The organism is Ruegeria lacuscaerulensis (assembly GCF_013033355.1).
Classification (GTDB): Bacteria; Pseudomonadota; Alphaproteobacteria; order Rhodobacterales; family Rhodobacteraceae; genus Ruegeria; species Ruegeria lacuscaerulensis_A.
In genome coordinates this window covers 345,125-366,315 of sequence record NZ_WQDY01000001.1, presented here as the reverse complement: position 1 = coordinate 366,315, position 21,191 = coordinate 345,125, and the positions used below count along the sequence as shown (strand labels likewise).

Annotated in this window: 19 protein-coding genes and 1 tRNA gene; 10 read left to right on the top strand and 10 right to left on the bottom strand. The window is 56.9% G+C overall.

The features are described from left to right. Nucleotides 1-73: 73 nt before the first annotated feature. From GOW48_RS01750 to GOW48_RS01730, 5 genes are all read left to right on the top strand, one after another. Nucleotides 74-913 carry a LysR family transcriptional regulator gene (locus GOW48_RS01750; RefSeq protein WP_170750900.1) on the top strand — a complete coding sequence of 280 codons (840 nt, stop codon included), beginning with the start codon at nucleotides 74-76 and terminating at the stop codon, nucleotides 911-913. A gap of 77 nt (nucleotides 914-990) precedes the next feature. Beyond that, on the top strand, nucleotides 991-2,241 hold the full coding sequence (locus GOW48_RS01745) for a sarcosine oxidase subunit beta family protein (RefSeq protein ID WP_170750898.1): 1,251 nt from the start codon (nucleotides 991-993) through the stop codon (nucleotides 2,239-2,241). Between the two features lie 15 nt (nucleotides 2,242-2,256). Further along, on the top strand, nucleotides 2,257-2,544 hold the full coding sequence (locus GOW48_RS01740; RefSeq protein WP_170750896.1) for a sarcosine oxidase subunit delta: 288 nt from the start codon (nucleotides 2,257-2,259) through the stop codon (nucleotides 2,542-2,544). After that, nucleotides 2,541-5,483, top strand: a complete 2,943-nt coding sequence (locus GOW48_RS01735; RefSeq protein ID WP_170750894.1) for a sarcosine oxidase subunit alpha family protein — start codon at nucleotides 2,541-2,543, stop codon at nucleotides 5,481-5,483. Before GOW48_RS01740 ends, GOW48_RS01735 begins: the two co-directional genes overlap by 4 nt. Continuing rightward, nucleotides 5,476-6,036, top strand: coding sequence for a sarcosine oxidase subunit gamma (locus GOW48_RS01730; RefSeq protein ID WP_170750892.1), 561 nt, complete (start codon nucleotides 5,476-5,478; stop codon nucleotides 6,034-6,036). The genes GOW48_RS01735 and GOW48_RS01730 overlap by 8 nt, the downstream gene beginning before the upstream one ends. On the opposite strand, the gene GOW48_RS01725 is transcribed toward GOW48_RS01730, so the two are convergent. The 6 genes from GOW48_RS01725 to GOW48_RS01700 all read right to left on the bottom strand — a co-directional run bounded on the left by GOW48_RS01725 (nucleotide 6,033) and on the right by GOW48_RS01700 (nucleotide 11,386). Continuing rightward, nucleotides 6,033-7,037 carry a GlxA family transcriptional regulator gene (locus tag GOW48_RS01725; RefSeq protein ID WP_170750890.1) on the bottom strand — a complete coding sequence of 335 codons (1,005 nt, stop codon included), beginning with the start codon at nucleotides 7,035-7,037 and terminating at the stop codon, nucleotides 6,033-6,035. The genes GOW48_RS01730 and GOW48_RS01725 overlap by 4 nt on opposite strands. Before the next feature lie 68 nt (nucleotides 7,038-7,105). Beyond that, the gene (locus GOW48_RS01720; protein WP_170353040.1) at nucleotides 7,106-7,708 is read right to left on the bottom strand and encodes a YrbL family protein; all 603 of its coding nucleotides are present in this window, start codon (nucleotides 7,706-7,708) and stop codon (nucleotides 7,106-7,108) included. A 170-nt stretch (nucleotides 7,709-7,878) separates the two neighbouring features. After that, nucleotides 7,879-9,288: a hypothetical protein gene (locus GOW48_RS01715; protein WP_170750888.1), complete on the bottom strand. Its 1,410-nt coding sequence runs from the start codon at nucleotides 9,286-9,288 to the stop codon at nucleotides 7,879-7,881. Further along, nucleotides 9,288-10,034, bottom strand: a complete 747-nt coding sequence (locus tag GOW48_RS01710) for a methyltransferase domain-containing protein (RefSeq protein WP_170750886.1) — start codon at nucleotides 10,032-10,034, stop codon at nucleotides 9,288-9,290. The genes GOW48_RS01715 and GOW48_RS01710 overlap by 1 nt, the downstream gene beginning before the upstream one ends. A 9-nt stretch (nucleotides 10,035-10,043) precedes the next feature. After that, on the bottom strand, nucleotides 10,044-10,430 hold the full coding sequence (locus tag GOW48_RS01705) for a GtrA family protein (protein ID WP_170750884.1): 387 nt from the start codon (nucleotides 10,428-10,430) through the stop codon (nucleotides 10,044-10,046). Next, nucleotides 10,427-11,386, bottom strand: coding sequence for a glycosyltransferase family 2 protein (locus GOW48_RS01700; protein ID WP_170750881.1), 960 nt, complete (start codon nucleotides 11,384-11,386; stop codon nucleotides 10,427-10,429). Before GOW48_RS01700 ends, GOW48_RS01705 begins: the two co-directional genes overlap by 4 nt. A 400-nt stretch (nucleotides 11,387-11,786) precedes the next feature. Here GOW48_RS01700 and GOW48_RS01695 point away from each other — a divergent pair, with 400 nt between their 5' ends. The 5 genes from GOW48_RS01695 to GOW48_RS01675 are packed head-to-tail and all read left to right on the top strand — an operon-like array spanning nucleotide 11,787 to nucleotide 16,300. Further along, a complete protein-coding gene (locus GOW48_RS01695; protein ID WP_170750879.1) occupies nucleotides 11,787-12,917 on the top strand; it encodes an ABC transporter substrate-binding protein in 1,131 nt (376 codons plus the stop codon). A gap of 54 nt (nucleotides 12,918-12,971) precedes the next feature. After that, the gene (locus GOW48_RS01690; RefSeq protein WP_170750877.1) at nucleotides 12,972-13,892 is read left to right on the top strand and encodes a branched-chain amino acid ABC transporter permease; all 921 of its coding nucleotides are present in this window, start codon (nucleotides 12,972-12,974) and stop codon (nucleotides 13,890-13,892) included. After that, nucleotides 13,889-14,875 carry a branched-chain amino acid ABC transporter permease gene (locus tag GOW48_RS01685; protein ID WP_170750875.1) on the top strand — a complete coding sequence of 329 codons (987 nt, stop codon included), beginning with the start codon at nucleotides 13,889-13,891 and terminating at the stop codon, nucleotides 14,873-14,875. Before GOW48_RS01690 ends, GOW48_RS01685 begins: the two co-directional genes overlap by 4 nt. After that, nucleotides 14,868-15,617: an ABC transporter ATP-binding protein gene (locus GOW48_RS01680; protein ID WP_170750873.1), complete on the top strand. Its 750-nt coding sequence runs from the start codon at nucleotides 14,868-14,870 to the stop codon at nucleotides 15,615-15,617. The genes GOW48_RS01685 and GOW48_RS01680 overlap by 8 nt, the downstream gene beginning before the upstream one ends. After that, a complete protein-coding gene (locus GOW48_RS01675) occupies nucleotides 15,614-16,300 on the top strand; it encodes an ABC transporter ATP-binding protein (RefSeq protein ID WP_170750872.1) in 687 nt (228 codons plus the stop codon). Before GOW48_RS01680 ends, GOW48_RS01675 begins: the two co-directional genes overlap by 4 nt. A gap of 41 nt (nucleotides 16,301-16,341) precedes the next feature. Here the strand turns inward: GOW48_RS01675 and GOW48_RS01670 are convergent. The 4 genes from GOW48_RS01670 to GOW48_RS01655 all read right to left on the bottom strand — a co-directional run bounded on the left by GOW48_RS01670 (nucleotide 16,342) and on the right by GOW48_RS01655 (nucleotide 21,167). Continuing rightward, nucleotides 16,342-16,431 (bottom strand) — tRNA-Ser (locus GOW48_RS01670). Between the two features lie 90 nt (nucleotides 16,432-16,521). Continuing rightward, on the bottom strand, nucleotides 16,522-18,948 hold the full coding sequence (locus tag GOW48_RS01665; protein WP_170750870.1) for a DUF3772 domain-containing protein: 2,427 nt from the start codon (nucleotides 18,946-18,948) through the stop codon (nucleotides 16,522-16,524). Further along, complete coding sequence (locus tag GOW48_RS01660; RefSeq protein ID WP_170353019.1) at nucleotides 18,948-19,982, bottom strand: cysteine synthase A; 1,035 nt, start codon at nucleotides 19,980-19,982, stop codon at nucleotides 18,948-18,950. The genes GOW48_RS01665 and GOW48_RS01660 overlap by 1 nt, the downstream gene beginning before the upstream one ends. A 69-nt stretch (nucleotides 19,983-20,051) precedes the next feature. Then, entirely contained in the window at nucleotides 20,052-21,167 is a 1,116-nt protein-coding gene (locus GOW48_RS01655) for an NUDIX domain-containing protein (protein ID WP_170750868.1), read from the bottom strand. Nucleotides 21,168-21,191 lie beyond the last annotated feature (24 nt).

The following is a 21,191-nucleotide window of genomic DNA, read 5'->3' as shown; positions in this document are numbered from 1 at the left end:
CGGCAGAGTCATGTTTTGACAAATGAAAGAAGTTCAGCCTTAGGTATTACCATCACTACTAGGTAGATTACCGATGGCCAAAACACTGCCCCCGCTGACATGGTTCAGATCCTTCGAGGCCGCCGCACGGCGGCTGAGTTCTACCGCCGCTGCCGATGAGATCGGGTTGACGCAATCCGCCGTCAGCCAGCAGATCCGAGCGCTGGAAACGCGGCTGGGCGTTGTATTGTTCCACCGCCACGCGCGCGGTTTGTCTCTGACGGACGAAGGGCGCAAATTGCTGCCGCAGGTCGAGGCCGCGCTTGAGATGCTGGAAACCGCGGCCTCTCCCTATCTGACCGAGGAGAAAGCGCGCCACATCACAGTTGCTGCCTCGATCAGTATCATCGAATGGGTGATCGCCCCCGCCCTGCCCGCGTTTCAGGCGCAACACCCCGAGACATCGGTTCGCTTTGTCAGCACGATCTGGCCCGACGAATACGCCGCTGCGCGTGCTGATGTGGAAATCCGCTTTGGGTCGGCGAAACAGGTGGGCAAGGACGCGGTGGCCCTACAACCTAATCGGCTTGTGCCGGTGAAATCCCCGGCGCTTGCGGGCGAGGCCCTGCCGCTGATCGAATCCGTGGGCACCTCGGACAGCTGGGTCACTTGGGCCGAGACAACAGGCCAAACCATAGGCACCCCGACTTATTTCGTGGATTCCTATGGTCTGGCGCTGCAGATGGCGGCGTCCGGCAACGGGGTCGCTTTGGTCAACCAACTGATCGCCGCCCACGCGCTGGGTTCTGGTCAAGTGGTGCGGGCCTCGGACCATACTGCCCCCGCGACCGAGGGGTATTTTCTGGCCGTCCAACGCCGGTCAGCCGAGATAGACGCCTTCACCGCGTGGTTTTACGACTTGCTAAGGGTCTGATTCAGACATGTCTATGTCGCATCCGAGGATATCAAACCGCGCCAAAATAGTGAATTCTGGCGAAAAAGGTCCGATTCATGCGATATTCCGGCTTTCGAGTCATCAAAGAGGCACTGACCGGCCACAAAGGCTGGAAACCGGTCTGGCGCGAGCCTGAGCCCAAATCCCATTACGACGTCATCATTATTGGCGGCGGCGGTCACGGGCTAGCCACGGCCCACTATCTGTCCAAAGTCTACGGTCAGCGCAATGTAGCCGTGGTCGAGAAAGGCTGGATCGGGGGCGGCAATGTGGGGCGCAACACGACCATTGTGCGCTCGAACTATTTGCTGGACGGGAATGAGCCCTTCTATGAGTTCTCGCTGAAACTGTGGGAGGGTCTGGAGCAGGACGTCAACTATAACGCTATGATGAGCCAGCGCGGGATCATCAACCTGTTCCACACGGACGGCCAGCGCGACGCTTACATACGGCGTGGTAATGCGATGATCCTGAACGGTGCGGACGCGGAACTGCTGGACGCCGATCAGGTCCGGGCCGAGCATCCCTATCTGAATTTTGAAGACGCCCGGTTTCCCATCAAAGGCGGTCTCGTCCAGCGCCGCGCGGGCACGGCCCGCCACGACGCGGTGGCTTGGGGCTATGCGCGGTCGGCAGATTTGCACGGGGTGGACATTATCCAGAATTGCGAGGTCACGGGCCTGCGGATTGAAAACGGCACCTGCTTGGGCGTCGAAACCTCAAAAGGCTTTATCGGAGCCAGCAAAGTGGGCTGTGCGGTCGCTGGAAACTCGGGCCGCGTGATGGGCATGGCCGGGATGCGGCTACCCATTGAAAGCCATGTGTTGCAGGCGTTTGTGTCGGAGGGGCTGAAGCCCGTTCTGCCCAGCGTCATCACCTTTGGTGCGGGCCATTTCTATGTCAGCCAATCCGACAAGGGCGGGCTTGTCTTTGGCGGCGATATCGACGGCTATAACACCTATGCCCAACGCGGCAACCTGCCCGTGGTCGAGGATGTGTGCGAGGGCGGCATGGCCCTGATGCCCATGATTGGCCGCGCGCGCCTGCTGCGGATGTGGGGCGGTGTAATGGACATGTCGATGGACGGCTCGCCCATCATAGACCGCACACCGGTTCAAGGACTCTATTTCAACGGCGGCTGGTGCTACGGCGGGTTCAAGGCCACGCCTGCCTCGGGCTATTGCTTTGCGCATTTGCTGGCAAAAGATGAACCACACCCCGTTGCCACCGCCTATCGTCTGGACCGGTTCCGCACTGGTCGGATGATCGACGAAAAAGGCGCGGGCAACCAGCCCAACCTGCACTAGAGGGGACTTAGGGACATGATCATCAACCACCCTCTGCTTGGACCTCGCGATGCCTCAGAGTTCACCTATCTGGGCGATGCATCCCTGATCGACCGGCCCGACGGGATGGCCGAGAATGCCGCCGACGCGTTTTACGACTATGCCTATCTGCGCGACAACCCCGCCGGTGAACACCGCGAGCTGTGGTATCACGAAGCCGGGGACCGGTCTTGGTTGGTTGTCACCCGCAACACTCTGACCCACGAGATTTCCAAGGTTGAACTGGCCCGCGATGTGGCCCGCGCGCGGGGGCGTACGAAATGACACAAGTGAACCGGCTGACCGGCGGGCAGATCGACCGCAATTCGACCCTGAACTTCTATTTCGACGGGCGTAGCTATACCGCGCATCCCGGAGATACTCTGGCCTCTGCGCTGCTGGCCAACAATGTGCGGCTGATCGGACGGTCATTCAAATACCATCGCCCACGCGGGCTGCTGACGGCGGGATCCGAGGAACCCAACGGCATGGTGGAACTGCGCGCAGGCGCGCGTAAGGAACCCAACACCCGCGCCACGACGATTGAGATGTTCGACGGGTTGATCGCAAACGCTCAAAACCGCTGGCCAAGTCTTCGGTTCGACGCGTTGGCCGTGAATGACATGTTTTCTAACTTCCTGTCGGCGGGGTTCTACTACAAAACCTTTATGTGGCCCGCCGCGTTTTGGGAGAAGCTGTACGAGCCGATCATACGCCGCGCTGCTGGCCTTGGCTCACTGTCGATGCAGGCGGACCCGGATGAATACGACAAAGGGTTTCGTCACTGCGATCTGCTGATCATCGGTGCCGGGCCTGCGGGTCTGATGGCAGCGCTGACCGCCGGGCGTGCGGGCGCAGATGTCATACTGGCAGACGAGGATTTCACGCTGGGCGGACGTCTGAACAGCGAGACCTTCTCGGTCGGCGACCACAGCGCGCCCGATTGGGCAGCACAGGCTGTGGCCGAACTGTCGGCAATGCCGAACGTCCGGCTGATGCCGCGCACCACGGTGATCGGAGCTTTCGACCACGGCATATACGGGGCCGTCGAACGCACCGGAGATCACCTGCCTTCGCTGCCCACCGGCAAACCGCGCCAGATCCTGTGGCGGATCTATAGCCAAAAGGCGCTGCTCTGTGCCGGGGCGACCGAGAGGCCGATTGCGTTTGAAAACAATGACCGACCAGGCATCATGACAGCCAGCGCGCTGCGGACTTATGTCAATCGCTTTGCGGTTACAGCTTCGCCTCGGGTTGCGATCTTTACCAACAATGATGACGGCCACCGCACGGCCTCGGACCTTCACGCCAAAGGCGTCAAGATCGCCGCCGTGGTCGATGTGCGCGAAGATGCCCCCCTCAGCTATGACTATGAGGTGCTGAAAGGCGCGCAGGTCGTGAACACCAAAGGCCGTCTGGGCTTGAGCTTTGTCGAGGTCGCCTTGCCCGATGGTTCGACCCGGACACTGGATTGTGGCGCGCTGGGCGTGTCGGGCGGCTGGAACGCGAATGTTCATCTGACTTGCCACCAACGCGGACGCCCTGTTTGGAACGAAGCCCTTGCTGCTTTCGTTCCGGGAGAAAACCTACCGGTTGGCATGTCCGTCGCGGGTTCTGCCAATGGCGTCATGTCAACCCATGGCGCACTGCGCTCGGGAGCCGAAGCGGCCGCTGCCGTGCTGGACCTGACCACCCTGCCCGACCTGCCAGAAGCCGAGGACGCGCCCATTGCGCTAAAGCCGTTCTGGTATGTGCAGGGCTGCAAACGCGCCTGGGTCGATCAACAGAACGACGTGACTGTCAAGGATGTGAAACTCAGCTATCAGGAAGGCTTCCGCTCGGTCGAGCATCTGAAACGCTATACCACGCTGGGCATGGCAACTGATCAGGGTAAGACTTCCAACATCACGGGTCTTGCGATCATGGCCGAGGTTGCGGGCAAGTCGATCCCCGAAACCGGCACCACCATTTTCCGCCCGCCCTACACACCCGTTCCCATCGGCGCGTTTGCCGGTCGGATGACGGGCAAAGAGTTTCACCCGACCCGCCTGACCCCGTCACACCATTGGGCCAAGGAACGTGGCGCAGTGTTTGTCGAGGCCGGGAACTGGCTGCGCGCGCAGTGGTTCCCCCTGCCCGGTGAGACGCATTGGCGCGAGTCCGTCGACCGCGAGGTACGCCAGACCCGAGCCTCGGTCGGAGTGTGCGATTGCACCACGCTGGGCAAGATCGACGTGCAGGGCACGGATGCCGCCGCGTTCCTCAACCGCGTCTACGCCAACGGCTTTGCCAAGCTTGCGGTGGGCAAAACCCGCTATGGGCTGATGCTGCGCGAGGATGGCATGGTCATGGATGACGGCACCGCCGCACGGCTGGCCGAGGATCATTTCGTCGTCACCACCACAACCGCAAATGCTGTAAGTGTCTATCGCCACATGGAATTTGTGCGCCAATGCCTGTTCCCGGATATGGATGTGCAGCTTATCTCGACCACCGATGGCTGGGCTCAATACGCGGTGGCAGGGCCAAATTCCCGCAAGCTTTTGCAAAAGATCGTGGACCCGGAATTTGATATTTCGAACGAGGCGTTTCCCTTCATGGCCTGCGGCAAGATCACCGTCTGTGGTGGATTACGGGCGCGGCTGTTCCGTATCTCGTTCTCCGGCGAATTGGCGTTCGAGATCGCCGTCCCGTCGCGCTATGGCGACGCACTGATGCGGCGGTTGATGATCGAAGGCAAAGAGTTCGACGTCACCCCCTATGGCACCGAGGCGCTGAGCGTGATGCGCATCGAAAAGGGCCACCCGGTCGGCAATGAGTTGAACGGCACCACCACGGCGCTGAATCTTGGTCTGGGCAAGATGGTATCAAAGAAGAAAGACAGCATTGGATCGGTTCTATGCGAACGCAAGGCCCTGATCGCGCACGATGTGCTTAAACTGGTCGGGCTGAAACCGGTCAACCCCGAGGAAAAGATCACCGCTGGCGGCCACTTGATGAACACGGATGGGCCGGTCGATTCCGCGCATGATCAGGGCTATGTGACCTCGGCGGCCTATTCGCCCAATCTGAACAGCAATATCGGGCTGGGCCTGCTGAAACGCGGTGATGCGCGGATGGGTGAGAAGATGCGCCTTGTTTCGCCACTGACCGCGCTGACGGTCGAGGTCGAAATTGTCTCGGCCCATTTCATAGACCCCGAAGGAGAACGTCTGCGTGCATGATCTTGTAGCAATAACCGCCCTCGGCGGGGCCGCGCCGCGCGTCGACACGGTCGGGCCGGTAACATTCACCGAGGTGCCCGACGTGGCGCTGACCTCGGTCGCGGCCCGGTTGGGACAGGAAGCCAAGGCACGTGAGGCACTGGCCAACGTGATCGGCGCGCCTGCACCCGACATCCAGCGCATAGCAGGTGGCGAAAAAACCGCCTTTTGGTCCGGCCCCGATCAATGGATGGTCGAGGCCCCATATAATGGCCACCACGACCTTGCGGATCAGGTTAAGGCAGCCGTGGGGAATACGGCGTCCGTCACCGAACAGACCGACGCCTGGGTACGGTTTGACCTGCGCGGTGATGGCATTCCGTCAGTGTTAGAATTGCTAAGCCAACTGGACCTGCGCTGCCTGTCCTCCGGCACCGCAGCACGCTGTTCGATCCACCATGTCGGGTGCTACCTTTTGTGCCGCGATGCAAATCATTACAGCATATACGGCCCACGATCCTCAGCCGGGTCGCTACATCACGCTGTGCTGACCTCGATGCGATCGGTCTACTAAACTGATGGCAGTGGCGCATTGCCCTCGACCCGGAACCGGTTGATCCGACGGCGATCCTCGGCCGGGCTGAGTCCGAATGCAGCCCGGTAATGTGTCACCAAAGGCGCGGCGGAACTATAGCCGACCGATGCAGCGATCTCGGGGATCGGATCCGCTGTATACATCACCATCTGCCGCGCGGCCTTCATACGCATGGCCCTGTAGTAGTGACTGGGGCTTTTGCCGGTTGCCCGTTTGAAGGCACGTTCAATTTGGCGCGGCGTGACGCCTATTTCCCGTGCGACGTCGGCGATCGAGACTGGTTCGCTCATATCCTGCCCAAACAGCGTAACGCAACGCGCGACAAGCGGCGGAAGACTGTCGCCTGTTTCCGGTTGTGTGGCACTGGGCACCTGTTGGCGCACCCCGGCTCCACGCATCATGGGGTGCTGAAACCAACACGCAACCTCATGCGCTATTTCCGCTCCAAGACGATCCTGAATCAGATGCAATGCCAGATCAAACCCTGCTGCGGCCCCGGCGGCGGTGTAGCGCGTTGCGGTTCTGACGATGACTTCACTCCGGGCATCAAAATCGGGAAACTCGGCCTCGAACGCCGCTTCATAGCACCAATGGACCGAGACCGGTTGCCCTTGCATCGTGCCCGAGCGAACAAGCGGGAACACACCACCGCTGATCCCACCCAGAATTGTACCGTGTCGCCCAAGGCTGCGCAGAGCGGCATTTCCTGCGCTGGCGTTTTCAAACCTCGAGGTCGGGCTACTAAGAAGGAACAGAATGTCGACTTCACCGTGATCCAGCAAGCCACGCATTGCGTCAAATCCCACCTCGGCGCTAGAACGTACCTTTTGTCCGCGCTCGGACAGTAACGTCCAACAAAAGGTCTCCTGCCCTGCGATCTCGTTGGCGGCACGCAAAGGCTCGATAACCGAAGTCAGGCAAGCCATCGGAAAGCCATCAAACAGCAGAAAACCAATCTCGATTCTGTCATCTCTGCACATTGGATTATCCTGGCCGAAAGTCCGCATCCGTGAACATATTCTTCACGAACGGAAATAACCCTGACGAATTACGGGCGCAGCATGCCAAGCATCCTCTCACGTCGACGTTGTATCGACTTGCGAAAAGCTAAATCACTGACCAGAGCCAGCGGAAGCAGAACCCTCTCACCGACGCCGTCGATGACAGTCAACTTTCCGCCACGCTCTTGAGCGCGCACTACGTTTTCATGGCTCATGTCTCCGACGATGATCCGTCCACGTTCCAGATCGTCCATTAGCTCGGCGAAATCATCGTGCAAACGCTTCAGACCAACGGGATCGTCTTTGACCAACAGCCACTCACTGTAAACCGTCGGCGCCAACCCGCCATCGGGACCTGTCAGTTTTTCTACGGCCATGGCTGGCCCTAATGAGGTTGGTGCATAACCCATAAACAGCGCAAGGCGCTCAATTTCTGGACACCCCCTGTGCAGCGCGGCGAGGTATTCGTTAGCCTCGCGGTTCCATTGGCGTAAATTGCCGTATCGTCTTTCGGCATAGCGCTGGACAGCGTGATTTCTGACAGGAATGTCCGCTCTGACCTTTAGCAGCGCGTCTTCGTGATCCGGGTGCTCGAAAATCAGGTAGTTGCGACTTTCTCGCAAAGGCTTACGCCCACTGAGATCAATCATTTAGTGTTGCCCTATGATAGAAGACGACGGTCGCGTCATTCGGAATAAAGTGTCAAACCGGAATTGGCTTAATAAAACCTTCTTAGAATTGTTACAAATGACTTTTGCCCACACCAAACGAAAAACGCCCCGTCGGGAAATACGGGGCGTAGTTAGTTCATACCGTCCTGTTACGGCCCGACCGGAGGCGAAGGCAACAGAAGAAAGCTGACCTCGCCCCGGCTTTCAACTACCGGAACATGTGTCCAATCCCTAGGGTCGAAAGGAGGCGTTTCCTTTTCGCAATCTTCAGGTTGCTTATGACAGATGAAAACCTCGGCCCCGGTTAGATAAGCCAAGCGCAGTTGCAGCCCACGCGAAAACTGGATTCCAGCCGAACGCGCGCCGTTCAAGCCAAGAAATTCACCATAAATATGGATCGCGCTCGTGCCTTCAGGAATGGACGCTGCCAAATCGCGGGTGGTTTTTTGCCATTCCGGAATTTGAAGGTAAGTCGCGCGTCCAAATAGGATCAACTTGATCAACAGCACATACATTATTGTAATCCGCGCGATACTCGCCCACCTGCCTGGCGTTTTGGCCATGTGCAAGGTTGCTGCGGTAAAGGTAAATCCGATGAGGATCCAAATCCAGCCATAGGCGCGCACAGGCACCAACACGCCAGACATCAGTGTCTTTGCGAACAAAGGTGCAAGACCGGCCAGCGCCGCGGCCAAAACGGCTATGGCAGTGAACCGTTGCCATCGAAACAAGCAAACCCATGCCCCACCGAAAAACAGCAACAGCACAGCTCCGGTTCCTGCAGTCCCACCCCCGAATTGGCGGACGGTCATCATTAGAAACCGTTTTAGCTTGCCCAGATTTACTACCAGGTCATCCAGCGTTTTGGCTTCTGTCGGGGCCCGCCACTCGGCTATGGGGATACCGAAAACCCCGTGGTAGAGATAGTTGAGCGAGTAAACCGACACGACCGCCAGGACGAGACTGACAAAAAAGACAAACAGCGTGGTGACCATGCTTTCGTAAGTCTGTGGCGCTTTGTGCGACAATAACAGCAGCGTCAGCAACAGAAACGGATAGGTCGTATAGGCCATGAAGGACAGTGGCACTGCGATCAACATCAGGGTCAGCGCGATGCGATGGCGCAAAAACACAACCGCAAGTGCAAAAAGCGCAATAACCCAAGCCCCAGGCAACAACGTGTTGAACCAAAAGCTGATCTTAAAAGTCGGGATCGATAGCACTACGAACAAGGTAAAGTAGCCGCGGTACCAACCCGGAGCATCCCGGCCAAATAAGATTAAGGCTGTCGATGCCGCAAAAACGGCACAAGCGACAAGGTAAAGTGCAAAACTGACGGGCGCAGGCCAAAGATACGGGCGAAACTGCCACCAATAATTCAACCAACGCCCTTCATCCAGCGCTTTTACATACGCCATTTCTTTGGTTCCAAGCAAAGCCGGAAAGTCATCATGCCGCACCAGCGGATCGAACATTAAAGGCGCGTAAACCAAAACAAGCGCCCCCAGTCCCAGCAACGAAAACCGGATGACATCGCGTCCCAAAGACTGTGTACTCATCATTTACTCCGGTGAGCGCGGGCGATGACCGAGGCGCGAGCCTGCGCGATCGAGGTAACGGTTTTTTGCGGCAATTGGCGAACGATCATCTTGCGCAGGTTCCATCCGAAGCTGCCGACCTCTTTCAGAGCACCTGCTGCGACTTTAGTGTTCAAAACCTCGGACGGCAGAGTTTCGGCTCCTGCCTCACTGGCATAAAGAACGCTGTTGTAGCGATACCAAGGCTCAATCGAGCTGTCATTGAACAGAACGGGGCGCAAGCAGTCATAGGCAGTGTAACCACGCTCGGCGAACAGGCCCTGCCAGAATGCCAAAGGCTGCTCGTTGACGTGGAACTCCCCTCCCTGCCCGGGCACTGCCGCCGAAAAAAGTACGAGATCGCTGTGGGTTGTCAGGCTTTGCACAAGGCTGGCGGACGCCGCATTGGGAAGGTGCTCTCCGACTTCAAGCGATTGCGCCAAACCAAACTTTCGCCCCAGATCAACGGGCTTGCTCAGGTCTTCAGCAAAAAAAGACTCGGGCGCTATAGCCAACCGATCCCGGTCAACGTAGTCACCATCGACCCCGGCAACATCCGGGCAACCGGCAGCTGCCCATTCGGACAACCATACACCTCGTCCACATCCGAAATCCACGACGCTTTCTGGTTTAACCCAAGCGTGCAGGCGCTTAATCAACCGAACAGCCGACTGCCTTGCGCCGCGGTCGATATAGTCGAAGAACTCGTTGGAATAGATATGTGACATCTCAACTCTCTAAATTGAATTCTCTTCGCGATAGACCCACAGCCGCAGGATCACGAAATTGATGACAGGTAGAACGACGACCACCACCCCAGCCGTTGCAAGCTCGGACATGTTCAGTCTGGGGCCGAGAACCGAAGTCAGAACCGAAGACACGATCAATCCGATGCCGATCATGCACATAAATCGGCCAAACTGAGCCGGAACGGCCAGCTTCTTTTCAAAGGTCCAACTGGTTTGGCCGACATACTGGATAAGGATGGCCGACCCAAACGCCAGAAAGTTGGCAACCCAAGACGATCCGAACAACCTGAGCAACCCCAGATACGCCAGGATATAGTAGACGGCCACACCTACTCCCACGACAGCAAAGCGGACTATCCGGCGGCGTTCGCTCATGCTTGTTTGCTCATTGTTTCCGGCGTGTTCTCAACCACGCCGCCGACTTGTTCGTCGATGAAAAACAAGGGGCGCCCTTTGGCTTCGATGTAAAGCCGTCCGAGGTATTCGCCCATAATTCCCAATGTCAGCAACTGGATACCCGAGAAAAAGCTGATCACCAAAACCGTTGAGGCCCAACCAGCAACGGTGTTGTACAGGATCAGCGACCAGAATACGTAAACCAGCATCAGCGCCGCAACGATCAGGGTTAAGAATGCAAGGCGCGTGGCAATCTGCAACGGTTTGATCGAAAAACTGGACAATGCATCAAAGGCCAGGCGGATCATCTTGGACATTGGGTACTTGGTTTCACCAGCTACGCGCGGATCCCGCACGTATTCGATACCAATCTGCCGGAACCCAGCCCAGGCGAACATCCCGCGCATGAAACGTGCACGTTCGGGCATATCCAACACCGCGTTCAACACCCGGCGGCTGACCAATCGGAAGTCACCTGTGTCATTCGGGATCGGGACATCCGACAACCGGTTGAGAATGCGATAGAACCCATGAGCGGTCAGCTTTTTGAACCAGCTTTCTCCTTTGCGCTCGCTGCGGCGGCCGTACACCACATCGTATCCGCGATCCATCATCGCCATCATGTCAGACAACAACTCGGGCGGGTCTTGCAGGTCAGCATCCAACATAAAGATGCGCTCACCCGTTGCGGCCATCAACCCGGCTGTCAAAGCCACTTGATGCCCCCTGTTGGTGGACAGTTTAAGACCACGCACTCGCGGATGCTTCTGGCTTTGCAAACAAATCCCATCCCAGGTGTCGTCGGTCGAACCATCGTCGACCAACAGGATCTCGGTGTCGTCAGACCATGCGTCTGTTGCTGCGATCAAGCGCTCTACCAGAGCTGGTAATGAGTCCTCTTCGTTCATACATGGAACGACTACAGACAGTAACATTTAACCTCCGAACGCGATCTGTCCTGCTCGATTTTGTGGCGAATATTTCGCTTCTGTTGGAACACGTCGCTTTGGTTTAGCTTCTTCGTATTGGGTCGGAACCCTTGATATCTTAACACCCGGTCGCCGCTAATCGGTAAGTTCCAGTTTTCAGACCGTAGTTACCAATGCGACACATTCAATCACCCGTGCAGACGGGCTGCACGCAAAATATTCGCGCCGTTCTTGCCTGTACGATGTGGCAGCAATGAGCCCATCTTAAGACAAAGCGTTGTCTGATGACCCAAAACCGCAACTTGATTGCAGGTCTGAACAGTTTTTCCAACGAAATTCAAACCTTCGGCTGGTCATGACCCGCGTTTTTAGTATCAACTGTGGCTAACCAACGAGGGAGAGAAAAATGAAAAAGCTATTGCTGGCTGCATCAGCTGCATCGCTGCTAGCCACATCAGCATTCGCTGAGGTCAAGGTCGGGATGATCACTACCCTTTCGGGCGGCGGCGCCGGCCTGGGTCTTGACGTGCGCGACGGGTTCCTTCTGGCGATTGAACAGTCAGGACGTGACGACATCGAAGTCGTGATCGAGGACGACCAGCGCAAGCCCGACATTGCGGTGCAACTGTCAGACAAGATGATTCAATCAGAACGCGTCGATGTCATGACAGGCATTATTTGGTCGAACCTTGCCATGGCCGTCGTTCCAGCAGCGGTGAACCAGAACGTGTTCTATTTATCCCCCAACGCAGGCCCTTCGGCCTTGGCGGGAAAAGGATGCCATCAGAATTATTTCAACGTGGCATGGCAGAATGACAACCTGCACGAAGCGGCCGGAGCATACGCAAATGATGCTGGCCACAAGAAGTCTTTCATTCTGGCTCCGAATTACCCGGCGGGTACGGATGCACTGACCGGGTACAAACGTTTCTTCGATGGCGACCTGGCCGGAGAGATTTACACCCAGCTTGGTCAAACGGACTATGCCGCCGAGCTGGCCCAAATCCGCGCGAGTGACGCCGACAGTGTCTTTTTCTTTCTGCCCGGCGGCATGGGGATTTCCTTTCTCAAGCAATATGCTGACAGCGGAATCGATCTGCCTGTCGTCGGCCCGGCCTTTAGCTTTGATCAGGGTATCTTGCAGGCAGTGGGTGATGCAGCCTTGGGTGTTGTGAACACTTCGCAATGGAACAAAGATATCGACAATCCAACCAACAAGGCTTTTGTCGATAGCTTCAAGGCCGAATACGGCCGCCTGCCGTCGCTTTATGCCAGCCAGGGCTTCGACACCGCGAACCTGCTTTTATCCGCATTGGAGAAAGCCGATCCGTCGGACGCAAATGCGTTCCGCGAAGCCCTGCGAGCCGCTGAGTTCGACAGTACGCGCGGTGATTTCGCATTTGGCCCGAACCACCACCCGGTACAAACGATCTATGCGCGTGAAGTGATCAAGGAAGGTGATGTTTTTACCAACAAGATCATCGGCACCGCGCTTGAAGCTCATTCGGACGCCTACGCCGCCGAGTGCAAAATGTAAGAAACGACTGCTGCCCGCCGTCAACCAGACGGCAGGCAGACCACCGGAGTTCCCATGTCCTCGATCCTGATTGTCGAGCAGATCCTCAATGGTCTGCAATTTGGCGTCATGTTATTTCTGATGGCTGCGGGCCTGACACTTATCTTTGGCGTCATGGGGCTGATCAATCTTGCCCACGGTTCGCTTTACATGGTCGGGGCTTTCGCAGCAGCCGCTGTGGCCGGTGCCACAGGATCGTTCTTTCTGGGTCTAGTTGCGGCGCTCGCCTCAGCTGCGCTTGCCGGAGCGATCATTGAAATTGTTGTCATACGAAGGCTATACGATGCACCTCATCTGGATCAGGTTCTAGCTACCTTTGCCCTGATACTTATATTTTCGGAGGGAACCCGCTGGTTTTTCGGGTCTTTCCCCTTGTTTTTGAATATCCCGCAAGCTCTTTCGGGGCCTGTCACCCTGCCCGGCGGTATCGAATACCCCCTTTACCGTCTAAGCCTGATCGTCATCGGTGTGGCAATCGCGGGCGGATTATGGCTGTTCATCGAACGTACACGCATAGGCATTCAGATCAGGGCCGGTGAAAACGACCGAGAGATGATCGCGGTACTTGGCGTTGATATCTCAAAACTCTACACCCTCGTTTTTGCCCTAGGAGCTGCTCTGGCCGGGCTGGCCGGCGCTTTGGTTGGAGCAATTCAATCGGTGCAGGTCGGCATGGGTGAACCCGTTCTGATCCTTGCCTTTGTGGTTATCGTAATCGGCGGTATCGGGTCGATCCGAGGGGCGTTCATTGGTGCATTGCTGGTCGGTTTGACCGACACGTTGGGCGGCGTTTTCCTTCCTGAATTCCTTGGCTTGTTCATGGAGCCCGGTGCAGCGCAAAAAAGCGGGTCAGCCATTGCCTCGATGGGGATTTACATACTGATGGGGCTTGTTCTGATCTGGCGCCCTACTGGCTTGTTCGGAGCCCGCGCATGAGAGTTACGGAAAGATACATCAATGGCGTCGTTCTGACTGGCCTGCTCGTATTACCCATTTGGGCATTGGCGATGGACGAACCTTTCACGATCACGTTGGCCACCCGAGCGGTTGTCCTTGCACTAGCAGCCGTTGGGTTGAACCTTGCATTGGGTCTGGGCGGAATGGTCAGCTTGGGCCACGCTGCGTTCTTTGGCCTTGGCGGCTATACCATGGGTATTCTTGCCTATCACGCGCAGACGTATTCAACCTTAAACCTTGGTCTGTTCAGCACTGATGGGACAACGTCGATGCCGTTGATCTGGCTGTCGGCTATGGTCATCTCGGCGCTGGTCGCGTTTTTCATCGGCATGCTGTCACTGCGCACAACCGGGGTTTATTTCATCATGATCACCCTCGCATTTGGCCAGATGTTTTTCTACTTTGCTATCTCATGGGCGCAATATGGCGGCGAGGACGGATTGTCCATTTATGTGCGCAACGGTTTTCCCGGCTTAAACACGCTGGTGCCAATTCAGTTCTTCGGCATCTGTTTCACTCTTCTTTGCATCGTGTTGTTCCTGTTTGCCCGCCTTCAGGCTTCACCCTTCGGTTTGGCACTGAACGCCACGCGCCAAACCAGATCACGTGTTCAGGCAGTCGGTCTGAACCCTACGCGAATTCGTTTGCTGGCCTTTGTTCTTTCAGGCGCAATAACTGGATTGGCGGGCGCACTCTTCGCTGACCTCAACCGGTTTGTGTCGCCCACAATGTTTAGCTGGCAATTGTCCGGAGAGCTTATCGTATTGATCGTGATTGGCGGCGTTGGACGGCTGATGGGGCCGGTAATCGGGGCTTGTGTCTTTGTAGCACTCGAGCATTTTTTAGGAGCATTGACCGATTATTGGCATGTTTACCTTGGAGTCGTCCTGTTGTGCATTGTCCTGTTCGGGCGTGGTGGACTGATCGGCCTACTCACGGGGAAAGAGGGTGCGCATGTCTAAGCCCATCCTTGCCACTGATGCACTTAGCAAACAGTTCGGCGCGTTGACAGCGACACACGATGTGTCAATCGACCTCAACCCAGGGGAAATCCACGCAATCATTGGCCCGAACGGAGCGGGCAAGTCCACGCTGATCAAGCAGATATGCGGTGAAATCCACCCCGATTCCGGTCGTGTTTTGTTGGATGATCGGGATGTTTCGGCCCTGCCCCCCCACGTTCGCGCACGCGCTGGCTTGGGTCGGACGTTCCAGATTTCCGACTTATGCATGGAAGACACTGTTTTAGAAAACGCGATTCTAGGCTGTCTGGCAATCGAAGGGGCCTCATGGCGGTTCTGGGGGGCCGCTCAAAAATCAAAAACTTTACGGTCCCGTGCAGAAGGTGCACTGGATCGTGTCGGCCTTGCGAATTTTCGCGACACACAGTGCTCCAGCCTCAGCCACGGGCAGCGCCGACAGTTGGAAGTCGCCGTTGCGCTTACGCTTTCACCCCGCGCGTTTGTCATGGATGAACCCATGGCCGGTCTCGGAGCAGAGGGGTCCCGGAACCTGACTGCTCTACTCGACGGACTTCGCGTCGAAGCCCCAATACTGCTGGTCGAACACGATATGGATGCCGTTTTTGCTTTGGCAGACCGCATCAGCGTGATGGTTTATGGCGCGGTGATCGCCACAGGATCAGCAGATGACATCCGCCAAAGCGCGGATGTCCGAGAGGCCTACCTGGGAGAAGAAGTATGAGTTTTCTCACGGTCGAGAACCTTCAGGCAGCCTATGGTCCAAGCCAAGCGCTTTTCGGTGTCGATCTGCGCGTGGCTGAGGGCGAAGTTACCGCATTGCTGGGGCGGAATGGCATGGGCAAGACAACCACCGTCAAGGCGATCTGTCAGATGATCCGTTCCTCAGGCACGATCACCTTAGATGGCAAGAACTTGCAGGGTCTACCCAGTCACAAAGTTGCGCGGAGCGGTGTAGGTCTGGTTCCCGAAGGGCGCAGGTGTTTCATGGACTTAACCGTGCACGAAAACCTAATCGCTGCAGCCCGCCCCGGAGAATGGGATCTGCGCAGGGTCGCAAGTCTGTTCCCAAGGCTGGATGAACGTGGAAACCAGCGAGCCGCCTCATTGTCTGGCGGTGAACAGCAAATGCTGGCTATCGGTCGTGCATTGATGACGAACCCACGTCTTCTTGTTCTGGATGAAGCAACCGAGGGTCTCGCACCCATCATCCGACAGGAAATCTGGGCTGCAATGCGGCAGTTAAAGCAGAACACCAGCGTCGCAATCCTTTTGATCGACAAGTCCTTGAAAGAATTAGCCACTGTATCAGACACCGCAACCATCCTAGCACGCGGGCGCACAGTCTGGAGTGGCGCCATGTCCGACTTGACGTCCGAGGTGAGCGAAAAGCACATAGGTGTCTAAACTTGTTAGACCAAGCATCGCCAATCAACTTTTGAGGTATGTGGCGGAGAGACAGGGATTCGAACCCTGGAGACGGTTTCCCGCCTACACACTTTCCAGGCGTGCGCCTTCGACCACTCGGCCACCTCTCCGTGCGGGCGATATTTGGACTATCGCTTGCAGATTTGCAAGGCCCCAATAGGGTGAAAATTCAACCTTCCTGAGCGGGACCGGAAAACCGATCAAATCTCGTCCCCGTCGCCATCCGACATGTCGGCTTCTGTCATTTTAATCGGCGCAGGTTTGGCTGCGGAGCCCTCTTCGGAATTGGGGGTAGCCTTCACCTCTGGACCGGTGTTGCGCAGAGTTTCAGGGTTGCGCAACCACACGTCACGCTGCGCGAACGGGATCTCGATGCCCTCTTCAACAAAGCGACGGTTGATCTCATGGTTCATGTCTGACTTTACAGACAGCATCCAATTCACATCCCTTAGAATAGCACGGATTTCGAAATCCAGAGAATCCGCGCCGAAGCCCTGGAACACAACACTGGGAGCAGGGTTGGCAAGAACCATCGGGTTCGCATTTGCAATTTCGCCCAGGATTTTTTCGACCTTGCGAGTATCGGTTCCGTAGGCAACGCCGACAGGAACAATCACCCGCCCGATTGTGTTGCCGCGGGTGTAGTTGGTCACCACACCGCTAATCAGATCCGAGTTGGGGACGATCACATCGGATCGGTCGAAGGTCTCGATCCGCGTCGACCTGACCGAAATATCGCGCACATAACCCATCATCCCGTTGACGTCGATCCAATCGCCTTTCGAGATCGGACGCTCGACCAGAAGGATGATGCCTGAAACAAAATTCGAAACAATGGTCTGCAGGCCAAAACCAATTCCGACCGACAACGCACCGGCCACAATGGCCAACGAAGAAAGGTCGAACCCGGCGACCATGATGGCGCAAAGGGCGGCAAGGAATATGCCGACATAGCCTGTCCCCGCGACAATCGCGTTTTGGCCGCCGGGATCGATCTTGGTTTTTGGCAGCAAAGAGCTGCGCAGCCCCCCTTGAAGCATCCGTGTCAGGCCATACCCCATCAAGAAGACGATCAGGAAGGTAAAGAAATTCTTCGGTGAAACTGTCACGCCACCGACATCGAATCCCAGCAGGATACGCGACCAAACCTCAAGTAAATCCGTCTGGCGCGCGCCCCAGTAGATTGCCAGAACAGGGATGGCGAAAATGGCCATCGCAAAGCCGATCAAGACGGAAAACAGGGAATCCTTGGCCGCGTCGCCCTGTCGCGTGACCCACCCGTAAACAGCAGTCAGGAACCGCTGAACGATGACCAGAGCCGCAATGAGAACAAGGGATTTGACAGCAGGATAAACAATCGCCTCGGCGGCGTTGGTATAACCGACCACTGCCAGCACCGGGCTGGCAATACCCAGCAGAAACAGGGCACGACGCAGGAATTCTATCAACTGCGCCAAACCCGCGCCTCGGGTCGCGCCGGTCTCATCCGAGTCCACGACGACCTCGGTGCTGCGCACCTGACGCACCCGCAAAAGAACCAGTGCCGTAATGATTGTCACAGGGAAACCCACAACCGCGCGCGTCGCGTCCGAGATATTCTCGATCTGCTCGAATAGATTCACCAATTCGTGCAGGATCAAAAGGACTGCAAGCAGATCGAGATAGACCCGCAGTTCGGCCACCCGCTTCGCGGTCAGACGCTTAAATCCCTGCGCCTCTTGCAGGACATAAACCTGTCGGCCAATCCAGTCATAGTAGAGGATGATCGCAGCCCAATACGGGATGTTTTCCAACAGCAAAGTGCCACGCAAGCCCGGCACCCCGGTCATTACGATCGCCTTGACGATCAACCAGACCCCAAGCCAGGGTAAAATAATACGCAGTAGTGAAGTCAGGAACGTCCAAACACCACTGCCTCGGCCGCCCAGCTTACGCAAGTAGCTCCCTGCAAGCTCGGACCAATGCTTGCCGTAGAACAACAGTACCCCGGCGAGAACCACCAGTACAAAAATACCCAAGCCCTGATTGCGCAACTTCCCGTGGGCTACATCAGTTTGCAGATTCCTTCGGGCTTCGTTGAACAGGCCGCGGGCTGCTTCGGTAACATCTGTCCATGCTGGCCCCCAATAGATTGGGTTAATCGGAGACGGACCGCGCTCTAACAGCTCTTTGGTCTGGCGGTTACGCAGAAGCTGATCGATTTCTGCGATCAAACCGTTGGCGCGGCTGAACGCTTCTTCCGAGATAATCCTAGGAACCTGAAGCGCATTCAGTTGCTCTTCAAGATGCGCGCGCAGGGCGGCAATGTCTTTGGGTTCGCTCGCATCCCCTTCGGGCTTCGGCCCAAGCGCCTCGATCTGAGCGTCAAGCGTCTGTATGCGTTCGGTATTTGCACCACGCGCACGATTGAAATCATCGCGATAGGCATGAATTTCCGAACGTAGGTTTTCAAGCGATGCATTCGAGGCCCGGTCGGCCTCGATCACTACTTCTGCTCGGTCCGCCGTTTTGACCCAACCCTGATAGTACTCGCTCTGTCGGTCGGAAAGCTGAGCAGCCGCAGGGCCGCAGAGAACCGCCAGACAAACTGAGACAAGCGCTAGGAGCAGGCGGACCTGTCGCAGCATCACACGTCCTCGAACACGCCGGGTATGCTGCGCGGGGCTTCGGTCATCCAATCAGGCACCGGCAGCTCTTTTTCACGCAGGAATTCCGGGTTGAACAGCTTGGACTGATAGCGCGTTCCATAGTCGCACAGGATTGTCACGATAGTATGGCCCGGCCCTAGGTCTTTGGCCAAACGCACAGCACCCGCCATGTTGATCGCGGTCGAACCGCCCATGACCAGCCCCTCTTCGCGCAGCAGGTCGAAGATGAGCGGCAGCGCCTCATTGTCGGTCATCTGATAGGCGTAATCGGGCTTGAAGCCTTCGAGGTTCTTCGTGATGCGCACCTGCCCGATGCCTTCGGCGATCGAGCTGCCCTCCATCGCGATTTCGCCAGTGGTGTAATAGGAATAAAGCCCCGCCCCCATCGGATCGACCAGACCGATCTTAACGCCCTTGGGCTGCAAAGCATCGGCGACACCGGCCAGCGTTCCGCCGGAACCCACGGCACAGACAAAGCCATCGACTTTGCCCCCGGTTTGCTCCCAAATCTCGGGGCCCGTAGTTTCCACATGCGCCTGACGGTTGGCCACGTTATCAAACTGGTTTGCCCAGATCGCGCCATTGGGTTCGGTCTGCGCCAGTTCCTCGGCCAGACGGCGCGAGTAATGGACAAAATTGTTAGGGTTGCGATAGGGCGCGGCAGGCACCTGCACCAATTGCGCACCGGCAAGGCGCAGCATGTCCTTTTTTTCTTCGGACTGCGTTTCCGGGATCACGATCACGGTCTTGAAGCCCATCGAAGCTCCGACCAAAGCCAGACCGATACCTGTGTTGCCTGCAGTTCCTTCAACGATCGTACCACCGGGCTTCAACTCGCCCCGCGCGATGGCGTCTTTGATGATATAGAGCGCCGCGCGGTCCTTGACCGATTGGCCGGGGTTCATAAACTCGGCCTTTCCAAGGATTTCGCATCCGGTTTCCTCGCTAATGCGCTTCAATCGGATCAGCGGGGTTTTTCCGACTGCGTCGGCAAGGTCTTTCGCAATGCGCATGGCGCCCTCATTTCATTACGGATCAAGGCAGATTTACAGTTGCAGCGCGCCAACCACAAGCAGCGATCATCACGAGCGCAGACGGTTCCGATGTCGCGCGAGCCAATGAGCCAGCGCCAGCAACGGCAAATCTTTGAACCCATGGGCATCAACTCTGTCCATGAAGTCCACAAACGGCAGGATTTGTGTGCGAATGTCCTCGCCCTCGGAAGCAAGGCCGCCATTGTTGACTGTCTGATTTAGGTCAGCCAGCCCAACATAGAGATGAAGGTATTCGGTGGATGATCCGCTTGACGAATAGGCTGATCCCGCGCTTTCCAACACCAACAGATTTACATGAGCCTCTTCAAGTGTCTCGCGCCGAGCCGCCTGTTTCGGCGTTTCGCCGGGGTCAATCATTCCAGCGACGGGTTCCCACATCCAAGGCTCCGGATCTTCGGCCATGAAGACCGGTGCCCGGAATTGTTCGACCAATAGGACTGCATCGCGGATCGGATCGTAGGGCAGAACGACAACCGCACTGCCCTGCATCAGCCCGCTACGATGTACGACCGGCCCCATCGAGCCATCATACAGCCGATGCTGCAGCTCGATTCTTTCCATCCCGAAATAGTCGACATACTCTCGCGCGTGTTGTTGCAGGACCACGTCTTTGCGCACATCGCGCGGATCGCCAGTGTGCCGCTTGCGCGCGGCGAGCCTTGCCCAAGCCCGCGTACGAATGGCAGGAAAACTGCGGGAAATCTGGTCAGCGTCGACCTTGCCATAGTAGCCCATCACCTCTTGCGCCGCTGACACTGACATTTCCGCCCAGTCGTCCACCCAATCCTGCAAGGACCAGGGACCGTCAGAGGTCCACAAGTCCGGCTGCGGGTAGAACACGCTTGCCAAAATGCGAGAACCATCAGTGAGGTTCAAAGTGTGAGGCTCCATATCAAAGTCGAAACCGGCCTCATAAAACTTTAACCGCTTCAGGTCTTCTGGCCCGAGCCCTTCAACCACCAGCCCCGGGGCATTATGGCCTGTTTCAGAGCAAATCATCGGAAAATGCTCGTCCCGAACATCATAGACCGCGTGGTCTGGCAGAACTGCGTCTCTTATCTGCAAGTCGGTGAGCGGTCGATCCAGAACGGTCTCCAACAAAGGCAGATGGCGAAGCGTTCCATAGAAAAACAATGCGGACACAAAATTACCCTCGTAGTGCCAGTA